The sequence below is a fragment of the Pantanalinema sp. genome, from assembly GCA_036704125.1.
Classification (GTDB): Bacteria; Cyanobacteriota; Sericytochromatia; order S15B-MN24; family UBA4093; genus JAGIBK01.
Window position 1 is genome coordinate 69,449 of the sequence record DATNQI010000085.1, and the last position, 11,889, is coordinate 81,337.

General features: G+C 67.9%; 10 protein-coding genes. 7 read left to right on the forward strand and 3 right to left on the reverse strand.

Annotated features, from left to right (window positions below; all coding sequences use genetic code 11):
• Positions 1–3: 3 nt before the first annotated feature.
• Positions 4–852 carry a D-alanyl-D-alanine carboxypeptidase family protein gene (locus tag V6D00_13670; protein HEY9900216.1) on the forward strand — a complete coding sequence of 283 codons (849 nt, stop codon included), beginning with the start codon at positions 4–6 and terminating at the stop codon, positions 850–852.
• 2 nt (positions 853–854) lie between these two features.
• Here the strand turns inward: V6D00_13670 and V6D00_13675 are convergent, their stop codons facing one another.
• A complete protein-coding gene (locus tag V6D00_13675) occupies positions 855–2,360 on the reverse strand; it encodes an alpha-amylase family glycosyl hydrolase (protein HEY9900217.1) in 1,506 nt (501 codons plus the stop codon).
• Between the two features lie 256 nt (positions 2,361–2,616).
• Here V6D00_13675 and V6D00_13680 point away from each other — a divergent pair, with 256 nt between their 5' ends.
• Both V6D00_13680 and V6D00_13685 read left to right on the forward strand, forming a co-directional pair.
• Entirely contained in the window at positions 2,617–3,867 is a 1,251-nt protein-coding gene (locus tag V6D00_13680) for a hemolysin family protein (GenBank protein ID HEY9900218.1), read from the forward strand.
• Between the two features lie 174 nt (positions 3,868–4,041).
• Positions 4,042–5,037 (forward strand): tetratricopeptide repeat protein, encoded by a 996-nt coding sequence (locus V6D00_13685; GenBank protein HEY9900219.1) that lies wholly within the window; start codon positions 4,042–4,044, stop codon positions 5,035–5,037.
• A gap of 57 nt (positions 5,038–5,094) precedes the next feature.
• Here the strand turns inward: V6D00_13685 and ppdK are convergent, their stop codons facing one another.
• Positions 5,095–7,779, reverse strand: coding sequence for a pyruvate, phosphate dikinase (gene ppdK / locus V6D00_13690; GenBank protein HEY9900220.1), 2,685 nt, complete (start codon positions 7,777–7,779; stop codon positions 5,095–5,097).
• A gap of 66 nt (positions 7,780–7,845) precedes the next feature.
• On the reverse strand, positions 7,846–8,823 hold the full coding sequence (locus V6D00_13695) for a pyruvate, water dikinase regulatory protein (protein HEY9900221.1): 978 nt from the start codon (positions 8,821–8,823) through the stop codon (positions 7,846–7,848).
• A gap of 22 nt (positions 8,824–8,845) precedes the next feature.
• Here V6D00_13695 and V6D00_13700 point away from each other — a divergent pair, with 22 nt between their 5' ends.
• Genes V6D00_13700 through V6D00_13715 form a run of 4 tightly spaced genes read left to right on the forward strand, consistent with a single transcriptional unit; the run spans position 8,846 to position 11,823 of the window.
• Positions 8,846–9,328: a roadblock/LC7 domain-containing protein gene (locus tag V6D00_13700; protein HEY9900222.1), complete on the forward strand. Its 483-nt coding sequence runs from the start codon at positions 8,846–8,848 to the stop codon at positions 9,326–9,328.
• 4 nt (positions 9,329–9,332) lie between these two features.
• Positions 9,333–9,914 (forward strand): GTPase domain-containing protein, encoded by a 582-nt coding sequence (locus V6D00_13705; protein HEY9900223.1) that lies wholly within the window; start codon positions 9,333–9,335, stop codon positions 9,912–9,914.
• Positions 9,915–9,924: 10 nt separating this feature from the next.
• Positions 9,925–11,517 carry a sensor domain-containing diguanylate cyclase gene (locus V6D00_13710; GenBank protein HEY9900224.1) on the forward strand — a complete coding sequence of 531 codons (1,593 nt, stop codon included), beginning with the start codon at positions 9,925–9,927 and terminating at the stop codon, positions 11,515–11,517.
• A gap of 6 nt (positions 11,518–11,523) precedes the next feature.
• On the forward strand, positions 11,524–11,823 hold the full coding sequence (locus V6D00_13715; GenBank protein ID HEY9900225.1) for a DUF3817 domain-containing protein: 300 nt from the start codon (positions 11,524–11,526) through the stop codon (positions 11,821–11,823).
• The last annotated feature ends 66 nt before the right edge of the window (positions 11,824–11,889 follow it).

Consider the following 11,889-nt stretch of genomic DNA (forward strand, 5'->3'; position numbering starts at 1 on the left):
TCCATGCAGAATCGTCTCTTCATCCTGATCGGGGCGCTGATCCTCGGGCTCTCGGCGCTCCCGGCCTCGGCCGAGACCGCGCTGTCGGCAAAGTCGGCCCTGGTGCTCGACGCCATGGGCAACGTCCTCTACGAGCGCAACCCCACCGCCAAGCTCCCGCCCGCGAGCACCACCAAGGTCCTCACGGTGCTGGTCGCCCTCGAGAGCGCCCACCTGGACGACACCGTCACGGTCTCGCGCAGGGCGGCTGCCGCCGAGCCCTCCAAGCTCGGCCTCAAGGCCGGCGAGACCTACACCGTCCGCGAGCTGTGCTATGCCGCCCTCATGAAGTCCGCCAACGACGCGTGCGTGGCGCTCGCCGAGCACATCGCGGGATCCGAGGCCCAGTTCGCCGTCCTCATGAACCGCAAGGCCCGCTTGCTGGGGGCCAGCGACTCCCACTTCGCCAACTCCAACGGCCTGCCCCACAAGAAGCACTACTCCACCGCCCGGGACCTGGCCGCCATCCTCCAGGCCGCCCTCCAGAACCCGGTCTTCGTCCGGATCGCGACGACGACCTCCATCGCGCTGGAGTGGCCCGGCCACCACCCGTCGGTGACGGTCCACAACAAGAACCGCCTGCTCACCCAGTACGACTACCCGGTGCTCGGCAAGACCGGCTACACCCTCGCGGCGCGCCACTGCTACGTGGGCCAGGCCCAGAGCGAGAACCCGGTCACGGTCGTGCTCCTGGGCAGCCAGAAGCTCTGGCCCGAGGCCCGCCAGCTGCTCGACCTCGGCACCCGGGCCGTCGAGCGCCAGATCGCCGCCGGCGGCGGCCAGGGGGCACAGGCGGCGCTTCCTTCCTTCTGACGCTAGCGCTTCTTGGCGGGATCCGCGCAGAGGATGCGCGCTTGCTTTGCCCCGAGCGAGACCTGGATCTTGCCGCTCTTGACCGTCACGCGATCGCCCGTGAGCCGATCGACCAGGACCGTCCCCTCTACGAGCTTGCTCTCGGCGCGCAGGGGGATGAGCCGCTGCTGCGAACGGTCGTCGTTGTTGAGGGCGACCACCGCCTCGTCGTCCGGGGCCTGGCGCAGGTAGGCGTAGACCTGGTCGTCCTGCCACATCTCGAGCTGCTTACCGCGCCGCAGGGCCGTCGAGCCCTTGCGGATCGAAAGCAGCTGCCTGGTGTAGGCGCGCATGTCCTCGTTGGCGCCCCAGGTCATGTCGCGGCGGTTGTCCGGCTCGGCCCCGCCCCCGAGCGCCACCTCGGTGCCGTAGTAGATCATGGGCATCCCGCGCACCGTCAGCGCGCAGGCCACGGCGAGCTTGAGCTTGCTCACGTCGCCGCCCGCCTGCGACAGGAAGCGCGGCACGTCGTGGTTGTCGACGAAGGGGCTGAGCATGCTCGCGTCCGGGTAGAGGGCGTCCTGGGCGAAGCGATCGCCCAGGCGGCGCATGGAGGCGCCCTTGGCGAAGACGTCGGTCATGGTGTAGTAGAGCGGGAAGTCGAAGAGGCTGTCGAACTTGCTCTCGCGCTGGTAGCTCGCGACCACCCCCGGGTCCCCGTGGAGGATCTCGCCGAGGGTCATGAAGCCCTGGCCCCTGGCCGCATGGGAGCTCGCGTTGAGCTCCTTCCAGAAGCCCTTGGGGGCATGCTTGAGCGCATCGATCCGAAAGCCGTCCAGATCGAGCTTCTCGGCCCAGCCCAGGTAGGTGTCGACGAGGAACTTCGAGACCTCGGGCTTCTCCTGGGCGAAGTCGGGCAGGCCGAACAGGGAGCCGTTCTCGCACCACCACGGGTCGTCCCAGTTCTGGATGTCGCCGAAGGAGTGGAAGAAGCCCTGGTAGCGGGGATTCTGGACGGGGAAGGAGTAGCCCGCCTGGTTGCAGACCACGTCGAGCAGGACCTTCATGCCCTTGCGGTGGGCCTTGGTCGTGAGCTCCTGGGCCTTCTCGAGGGTGCCGAGGTGCTCGTCGATCGCCGAGAAGTCCTTGGTCCAGTAGCCGTGGTAGCCCCACAGGCCGGTCTTCTTGAGCTGGTCGTCGTCGTTGTCGAGCAGCGGCGAGAGCCAGAGGGTGGTGACCCCCAGGTCCGAGAGGTAGTCGAGCTTGTCGATCAGGCCCTGAAGGTCGCCGCCGTGGTAGGCGGTGGGGTTGGCGCGGTCCACGTGGTGGTCGTTGGTGCGATCGCCGTTGGAGAAGCGGTCGAGGAAGGCGAAGTAGACGACCTCGTCCTTCCACTGCCGGGCCGAGCGCTGCTGGGCCCTCACGTCGGGCCCGGCGCTCGCGGCACCCGGCGTGCCGGCGCCGGGAAGGGCGCAGCCGGCCAGCACGGCGCTGGCCAGGAGGCTCAAGGTGAGACGGCGGTGTTTCAACGCGGAGTCCTCGTCGATCCGGCAGGGGGCGTTCATGGATCGTTATCGGGCGGCGCGGCGGGATCTTTCTTAATGCGAGGTGGTGGTTGCCTGAAGGTGACCTTAATCTCAGAGGCCTGCAAGGACCATGCTATAATACGTCGCACGGTCGGGTCGTCGTCGCTCCGGCCGGGGGGAAAGGAATCTCGCGGGAGAAAGGTTTCCTGCAAGGAGGATCCTTATTTTAACGCCTGGTCTTGCGGGGTTGGTCCTCGCTGTGGCGCTTGTCTTGTCCGGGCTCTTCTCGGCAGCCGAGACGGCCCTGATGTCGCTGAATCGCGCCAGGCTTCGCGCCCGCCTGGACGCTGGTGAGCCCGGGGCCCAGCTCGTCTCGGCCCTGATCAAGCAGCCCCGCCACCTGCTCTCCACCATCCTCCTGGGCAACACCCTCTGCGTCATCACGGGGACGGTCTTCGGCACCGTCCTGGTCGCCGAGTGGGTCCACGACTTCGGCGGCCGCGCGGCCGCCCTCTCCATCGTCGGCTTGACGCTGCTCATCGTCGTCGTCGGCGAGATCGTGCCCAAGTCCATCGCCGCGGCCCAGCCCGAGATGGTGGCCTTCACGATCGCGGCCCCCATCCGCTTCGCGGTGCTGCTCCTGCGGCCGGTGATCACCGCCCTCTTGGTCGTCACCACCCCGCTGATTCGCTTGCTCGGCGCCCACGAGGCCCTGGCGGCCCCCCGCTACACCGAGGACGAGCTGCGGATGCTGCTCGAGATCGGCCACGAGCAGGGCGTCATCGAGGAGGACGAGTCGGATCTGGTGTCGTCGGCGCTGGCCTTCGACGACACCCGGGTCAGCGCCATCCTCACCCCGCGCGTCGACATGGTGGCGATCCACGAGCAGACGCCCCTTCCCGAGCTGGTGGCGCTGATCGCCGAGGAGGGCTACTCGCGCATGCCGGTCTACCGCGAGTCGGTGGACGACATCGTGGGGGTGGTCCACGCCCGCGACGCCCTCCTGGCCGCGGCCCGGCACGAGCCCTTCGTCATCGCCGAGCGCATGCACCCGGCCTACTTCGTGCCCGAGAACCGGCGCCTCAACGAGCTCTTGCGCGAGATGCAGCTCGAGGAGATCCAGCTGGCGGTCGTCAACGACGAGTACGGCGGCACCGCCGGCATCGTCACGGTCGAGGACATCCTCGAGCAGATCGTCGGCGAGATCCGCGACGAGTACGACGAGGAGCTCGCCCCGGTCCGCCCGGTGTCGCCCGGCCTCGCGGTGGTCGACTCCATGGCCGGCATCGAGGAGGTCAACGAGACCCTCGGCATCGGTCTGCCCATGGACGGCTACCAGACCATCGGGGGGCTGGTCATCAACAAGCTGGGCCGGGTGGCCAAGGTGGGCGACGTGATCCAGCTGCCGGGCATCTCGATCACCGTCAAGGCCGTGAAGGGGATCCGCATCCAGCAGGTCCTGGTCGAGCATCCCATCGACCTGCCGCTGGCCGTCGAGGAAGAGGCGTAGCGTCCAACAAAACTGTTCCATCCAGCCGCCCTCGGCGGCCAAAGGCGATGCATGCCTGGTTTTGTTGGGTGCTCGGTCTAGCCCCGCCGCGGCGAGGGAACCTTTCGTTTGCCCGCTTCGTCGGACGGGTATACCAGAGGCACACACCGCTTTGACGTGAGGAGTCTCGGGACAGTGAACAAGCTGCGCAACACCCTTCTTGCCTTCGGCGTCGCCTGCGGCGTTCTTTCGAGCCTCCCCGCCTGGGCCGGTCAGCTCAAGGACGGGATCGCCGCGGTCGAGCGCAGGGACTTCGGCCGCGCCCGCGACGTGCTCGAGAGCTACACCAAGCGCTTCCCCGACGATCCGCGCCCCTACTACTACCTGGCCAAGTGCTACGAGAGCTGGTTCCAGGTCTCCAAGGTCGACGAGGCCCTGCGCAGTTACCGCGTCCTCAACGAGAAGCGCACCCGCGTCCTCTTGACCCTGGACGGGGCCGAGGCGGTCCCGGTCTACCGCGCCATGCTCCAGGACGATCCCTCGGACGTGGCGGCGCGCATGCTGCTGGTCGCCTCCCTCTTGCAGAACCGCGTCCCGATGATGGCCCTGGCCGAGCTGCAGGTGCTGCCCAGGGACGCCGTTCCCGCGGGCCTGGAGGACGTCTACCAGGCCATGTGGGGCACCCTTTACCAGATGCAGGGCAACTACGAGCAGGCCCGGGCCGCCTTCAAGGAGTGCTGGCGCCTCAACATCAACAACCCCCTGCCCGTGGTCAGGCTGGCCGAGATCGATCGCCAGGAGCGCGAGCGGTTCCAGAAGCAGTCGGCGGAGGTGGTGTTCGACCAGTCCGAGAAGGCCGACCGCCGCAGCTTCGACCTGACCTTCAAGCTGGGCAAGGACCTGCTCGAGGAGGGCAACTACCCGGGCGCCATCGACGCCCTGGCCCAGGCGCTCGTCATCAAGGCCGATCACCCCGAGACCAAGCGCCTGATGGGCGTCGCCAAGCAGAAGGGGGCCGAGGACAGCTACCAGAAAGGCCTGGCCTTCCTCAGGGAGCAGAAGTACTCGGCCGCTTACGAGTCCTTCATGGACGCCCTCAAGTTCGATCCCCAGTTCGCAAAGGCCCAGTTCGCGGCCCAGGACGCCAAGATCAAGGCCGACGCCCAGGAGCGCGAGGCGGGGAACCAGTAAGCTCAGCTAAAAGGCGAGGGCCCCGGCGGTTGATACCGCCGGGGCCCTCGATTTTTTCTACTTGTCGCGCTCGGTCGTCGCGGCGAGGACCGCGTGGGCCGCGGCCAGGCGCGCGATGGGGACCCGGTAGGGCGAGCAGCTCACGTAGTCGAGGCCGATCGCGTCGGCGAACTCGACCGAGCTGGGATCCCCGCCGTGCTCGCCGCAGATGCCCAGCTTGAGGCCGGGGCGGACCCGGCGGCCCTTGCTCACGGCCATCTTCATCAGCTCGCCGACCCCTTCCTGGTCCAGGGTCTCGAAGGGGTTGTCCAGCAGGATCTTGCGCTCCAGGTAGGTGGTGAGGAACTTGCCCTCGGCATCGTCGCGCGAGTAGCCGAAGGTCATCTGCGTCAGGTCGTTGGTCCCGAACGAGAAGAACTCGGCGTGCTCGGCGATCTGGTCGGCCGTCAGCGCCGCGCGGGGGATCTCGATCATGGTCCCGAAGGCGTACGCCACCTTGACGCCCAGGCGCGCCATGGTGGCCTCGGCGACCTCCTCCAGGTGCGTCTTGGCGGCCACGAGCTCGTTCACGTGCCCGACCAGGGGGATCATGATCTCGGGATAGACCTCGACGCCCTGCTTGGCGAGCATGCAGGCGGCTTCCATGATGGCCTGGACCTGCATCTCGTTGATCTCGGGGAAGGTCAGCCCCAGGCGGCAGCCGCGCAGGCCCATCATGGGGTTGGCCTCGTGGAGGTTGTTCACCTTCTTGAGCAGGGTTTCCTTGCTGGGCAGCTCGGGGTTCTTGGGGTCGGTCGCCTTCAGGACTGCGACCTCGCAGGCGAGCGCGACCTGGTTGGGCAGGAACTCGTGGAGGGGGGGATCCAGGAGGCGGATGGTGACCGGGCAGCCGGCCATGGCCTCGAAGATGCCGCGGAAGTCGTCGCGCTGGAAGGGCAGCAGCTCGGAAAGGGCCGCTCGGCGCTCCGCCTCGGTCTCGGCGAGGATCATGCGCTGCATCACCGGCAGGCGGTCGCTCTGCATGAACATGTGCTCGGTGCGGCAGAGGCCGATGCCCTGGGCGCCGAACTCGCGGGCCTTGGCGGCGTCCTCGGGGGTGTCGGCGTTGGTGCGCACCGCAAGCCGGCGCACGGCGTCGGCCCACTCCATCAGCTGGCGGAACTCGGGGGTCAGCTCGGGCTCGATCATGGGCACCTCGCCCGCGATGACCTCGCCGGTCGAGCCGTTGATCGAGACGACGTCGCCCTCGACGAAGCGGCGGCCCGCCGCCTCGAAGGCCCTGGCCTCCAGGTCCACCTTGAGGTTCTCGCAGCCGGCCACGCAGGGCTTGCCCATGCCGCGGGCGACCACCGCCGCGTGGCTGGTCATGCCGCCGCGGCTGGTGAGCACGCCCTGGGCCTGGATCATGCCGTGGATGTCGTCGGGGCAGGTCTCGACCCGCACCAGGATGACGCGCTCGCCTTCCTTTCCGAGGCGCTCGGCGTCGTCGGCGTCGAAGACCACCTTGCCGGTGGCGGCCCCGGGGCTCGCGGGCAGGCCCTTGGCCAGCACGTCGAGGACGGCCGAGGGGTCGATCCGGCGGTGCAGCAGCTCGTTGAGCTTGCAGGCCTCCACCCTGGAGAGGGCTTCCTCGCGCGAGATGACGCCCTCCTCGGCCAGGTCCACCGCGATCTTGACCGAGGCCTGGGCGGTACGCTTGCCGTTGCGGGTCTGGAGCATGTAGAGCTTGCCGCGCTCGATGGTGAACTCCAGGTCCTGCATGTCGCGGTAGTGGCCCTCGAGGCGCCGGGCGATCGCGACGAACTGGGCGTAGACCTCGGGCAGGCTCGCCTCGAGGGTCGCGATCGGCTGCGGGGTGCGCAGGCCCGCGACCACGTCCTCGCCCTGGGCGTTGAGGAGGTACTCGCCGTAGAGGACGTTCTCGCCGGTGCTGGGGTTGCGGGTGAAGGCGACGCCGGTGCCCGAGTCCTCGCCCATGTTGCCGAAGACCATGGACTGGACGTTCACCGCCGTGCCCAGGTCGTGGGCGATCTTGTTGTGGTTGCGGTAGGTGATGGCGCGGGGGTTGCCCCACGACCGGAAGACCGCCTCGATCGCCATGGTGAGCTGGGCGTGGGGATCCTCGGGGAAGGGCTTGCCCAGCTCCTTGAGGACCATCGCCTTGTAGGCCGCGACCACTTCCTGGAGGGTCTCGGTCGAGAGGGCGGTGTCCTCGGTGACGCCGTCGCGGTGCTTGAACTGCTCGAGCTTGGCCTCGAAGTGGTGGAGCTTGAGGTCGAGCACCACGTTGGAGAACATGGCGATGAAGCGGCGATAGGCGTCGTAGGCGAAGCGCGGGTTGCCGGTCTGGGCGATGACGCCCTGCACGGTCCGGTCGTTGAGACCCAGGTTGAGGATGGTGTCCATCATCCCCGGCATGGAGAACTTGGCGCCCGAGCGGACCGAGACCAGAAGCGGGTTCTCGGGATCCCCGAAGCGCTTTGCGACCTTCTCCTCGACGGTCGCAAGGGCCTTGGTCACCCCCTCGACGAGGCCCTCGGGCAGCCTGGAGCCGTTGGCCTCGTACTGGTTGCAGACCCGGGTGGTGATGGTGAAGCCGGGGGGGACGGGCAGGCCGGCGCGGGTCATCTCGGCCAGGTTCGCGCCCTTGCCGCCGAGCAGGTCGCGCATGGTCGCGTCGCCCTCCTCGAAGAGGTAGATGGGTTTGGTCGCGGGATCGGCGGCCAGGTCCTTGGTCGTCATGGCGTGGGTTGTCTCCTTTGTCAAACGTCGCGGCCGTCCTCTTCGACGGCCGCGACGCGGCGGGGCTTAGACGTAGGTCTCCTTGCGCTCGGTGAGCTCGAGGATCTCGCTGGCGGTCTCCTCGATGGCCTTGTTGGTCACGTCGACGACCGGGCAGCGCAGGCGGCGGAAGATCTGGTGGGCGTAGTCGATCTCCTGGGAGATGCGCTCCTCGCTGGCGTACGAGGCGCTCGACGTGAGGCCGAGGCTCGTCAGGCGCGCGGTGCGGATCTCGTGCAGGACCTCGGCGTTGAGGTTGAGCCCGATGACCCGGCCGGGAGGCAGCTCGAACAGCTCCTTGGGCGGGGCCACGTTGATCACGAGGGGGACGTTGGAGGCCTTGATCCCCCGGTTCTGCGCCAGGTACATGCAGGTGGGGGTCTTGGAGGTGCGCGAGACGCCGACCAGGACCAGATCCGCCAGCATCAGGCCCTTGGGGTCCTTGCCGTCGTCGTACTTGATGGCGAAGTCGATGGCCTCCATCCGGTTGAAGTACTTCTCGTCGCGCAGCTGCAGCAGGCCCGTCTCGAAGCGCGGCTGCACGTTGAGGACCTGGGAGAGGGTCCCGATCAGGCCGCCGAGCAAATCGACGGTGGGGATGGCGTGGCGCGCGGCCTCGGCCTCGAGCGCCTCGCGCAGGGCCGGCTCGACCAGGGTGTAGGCGATGATGCAGGGGCTCTCGGCCGCGAGCTTGAACACGTCCTCGATCTGCGCCAGGGCGCGCACGCGAGGCAGGCGGGTCAGCTTGAGGTTCTGGCCCTTGAACTGGAGCGCCGCCGCGCGGGCGACGTGCTCGGCCGTCTCCCCGCTGGCGTCCGAGACCGTGTAGACCGTGAGCGTCGTCGAGTCGCTGATGGCGGGGCCCTCCTGTGACGGGGTGCGGTGCGCACTTTCGATTATATCGCTTTTTTGCCGCTCGAGCGGTGCGCGTCGAGGCTTGAGGGGCGTCCTCTGATTTGGCCGGCCTCTTTTGCTCCCCTGCCGGCTGGGGTATGATTTCCTCATGGATGGCCGGAAGGAGGCGCACGTGGACGATTCTCGGCAGGTACTGACCCAGATTGTGATTTCCGAGGCGCAGCAGCACGAGATCGATGCGCACCTCGCGAAGCTCAAGGACGCGGCCGCTGCCTCGTCGGTCCTGCTCATCGAGCGCAGCGGGCTCTTGCTCGCAAGCTGCGGCGAGGGCTCCATCAACGACCTGTCCATCTCGTCCTTGATCGCCGGCATCTTCAAGAGCATCTCGGCCCTGACCTCGCTTCTGGGCGAGCCCGAGGTGCGCACCTTCCAGCACCGCGGGAACCGCAGCACCCTGATCCTGGTCCTACTGGAGAGCAAGGACATGCTCGGCGTGACGGTGGCTTCCGACGCTGCTCAGGAGAGCTTCGAGCTCCCGGTCGAGGAAGCGGTCCAGCAGCTGACCCCCGTGCTCATCGCCGCGCGCGAGTCCACGCGCAACACGCCCTTCTCCTTCAGCAAGGACGCGATCTCGGTGTTCCTGGGCCGCCTGTAAGACCATGTCGACGATCAACTTCGGAAAGCGCGAGATTCTCTGCAAGCTCGTCTATTACGGCCCCGGGCTGTGCGGCAAGACGACCAACCTGGTCACGCTGCACCGCACCCTCGGCGATGACCTCAAGGGCGACCTCCTGACGCTGGCGACCGAGACCGAGCGGACCATCTTCTTCGACATGATGCCGCTCGATCTCGGCGAGATCCAGGGCTTCAAGGTCAAGTTCTCGCTCTACACCGTCCCGGGCCAGGTCCAGTACGTCAATTCACGCAAGGCGATCCTCAGCGGCGTCGATGGAGTGGTATTCGTGGCCGACTCGAGCCCCGATCGCCTGGCGGCCAATCTCGAGAGCCTGCAGGACCTGCAGGCCAACCTCAGCGAGTACGGCCTGTCCCTGCAGTCGGTGCCCTGGGTCATGCAGTACAACAAGCGGGATCTGCCGGACGCGCTGCCGGTGCCCGTGCTCGAGACCGAGTTGAACCGCGACGGCGTCCCCAGCTTCGAGGCGGTGGCCAGCGACGGCACCGGGGTCAACGAGACCCTGCGCGCCGTCAGCCAGCTGGTGATGGAGTCGTTCAACCGGTAGGAGGCCCCTCGTGTCCGATGACCTGGAATTACGGCAAAAGCTGGAAGAGAGCGAGCATCAGCTCTCGCTGCTGACGCGCAAGCTGCGCGCGCTCCAGCAGGTGTCCTACCAGATCAACAACTCCTACGACCTGCGAGAGCTGTCCGCCTCCATCTGCACGCTGGCGACCCAGGCGCTGGGGGCCCAGTACGCGGGCCTCTACCACCTGGACGGCGGTGGCCTCAAGGTCGTCGAGGATCTGGCCGTCGTCAAGCCCAAGGGCATGAGCCTGCTCAAGATGCTGCAGGAGGCGAGCACGCGCGAGGCCGCCCAGGGCATGTCCCTGGCCGAGGCGGGCTTTCTCGCTCAGGTGGTCGCGACCGGCAAGTCGATCGCGATCGAGGACCTGGCCGCCGCGCCCGAGAGCTGCCCCGAGGCCATCCGCGAGCACGCCCTCGCCTCGGTCATGGCGACCCCGCTGGTGACCCAGCGCGAGATCCTGGGGGTCTTCCTGGTGGGCACCCAGGAGCCGCACGCCTTCTCGAGCGACGAGCAGGAGCTGCTGGCGGACCTGGCGCAGCAGGCGACCGGCGCCTTCATCACGAGCAAGCTGTACGCCCAGACCCTCGAGGAGAAGCAGCGCGCCGATCGCATGGTCGAGGGCCTCAAGAACCTGAACGAGGCCATGGGCGCGATCGCCAAGCACCTCAGCGTCGGCGGCGCCTGCGAGGCCCTGATCGAGCACCTTCCCACCTTCCTGCCGATCGAGGAGGCCGCCCTCTTCCTGCGGCGCGGCGACGGCTGGCCCCTGATCGCGGGCCAGCGCCGGTTCTTCGACGAGCTGCCCTTCCCGTGGCGGGTCGCCATGAGCGCCCAGGGGATCGCCAAGAGCCTGCATCTGTCGCCGGCTTCCCTCGCGGGCACCCCGTACGAGGCCTTGGGGCGGGTCATGGCCTTCCCGCTCATCGTCCAGCAGGAGGTGCAGGGGGTGGTCGTCTGCGCGACCTCGCCCCAGCTGGACCCCACGGCGGTCGAGGTGGTCGAGACCCTGGTGGGCCACACGGCCCTGACGGTGGCCAACGCGGCCATGGTCGAGAAGGTCGAGCGCCAGGCGATCACCGACGGCCTGACCGGGGTCTACAACCGCCGCTACTTCAACGATCGCCTGCTGAGCGAGATGCAGCGATCGCAGCGCTACGGCCACCAGCTGAGTCTCATCATCCTGGACATCGACTTCTTCAAGTCGGCCAACGACGTGCTCGGCCACCTGGGCGGCGACGCGGTCCTCAAGCAGCTGGCGGCCCTGCTCAAGGACAAGGTGCGCAAGGTGGACATCGTCGCGCGCTACGGCGGCGAGGAGTTCGCCATCATCCTGCCCGAGACGGGCCACGACTCGGGCCTGCACGTGGCCGAGCGGATCCGGGGCTGGATCGAGGAGTACCCCTTCACCGACCAGGAGAAGCTGCCCCACAAGGTCATCACGGCGAGCCTCGGGGTCGCGACCTTCCCCGTCCACGCCGGGACCATGGACGAGCTGATCCACACGGCCGACGAGGCCCTCTACCAGGCAAAGCAGGCCGGGCGCAACCGCGTCGGCCGCATCCCCAGCGCTCAGAAGGCTTAGGTTTTCATGAATACCGACTCCCCGGTCATCCGCGGCTTCCGCGCCGTCGCCCTCGCCGAGGGCATCAGCTTCCTCTTGCTCCTGTGCGTCGCCATGCCCCTCAAGTACCTGGCGGGCATGCCCATGGCCGTGAAGGTCGCAGGCTCGCTTCATGGCTTCCTGTTCGTCACCTACCTGGTGACCGCCTACCTGCTGTTCACCGAGCTGAAGTGGCCCCTGAAGCGGGCCCCGGGCGTCCTGCTCGCGGCGGTGCTGCCCTTCGGCACCTTCGTGCTCGAGCGCAAGTGGCTGAATCAGGCGAGCTAAGCACGCCAATCAAAAGCAAAGGAGGCGTCCCGACCGGGGCGCCTCCTTTGCTTTTGATTCAGTCGC

What these genes read in the sequence shown, in the direction of transcription:
- V6D00_13705 (HEY9900223.1), top strand. Translation starts at nt 9,333, where the DNA reads ATGTCGACGATCAACTTCGGAAAGCGCGAGATTCTCTGCAAGCTCGTC.
- V6D00_13695 (HEY9900221.1), bottom strand. Translation starts at nt 8,823, where the DNA reads ATGAGGAAATCATACCCCAGCCGGCAGGGGAGCAAAAGAGGCCGGCCA.
- V6D00_13715 (HEY9900225.1), top strand. Translation starts at nt 11,524, where the DNA reads ATGAATACCGACTCCCCGGTCATCCGCGGCTTCCGCGCCGTCGCCCTC.
- ppdK (HEY9900220.1), bottom strand. Translation starts at nt 7,779, where the DNA reads ATGACGACCAAGGACCTGGCCGCCGATCCCGCGACCAAACCCATCTAC.
- V6D00_13670 (HEY9900216.1), top strand. Translation starts at nt 4, where the DNA reads ATGCAGAATCGTCTCTTCATCCTGATCGGGGCGCTGATCCTCGGGCTC.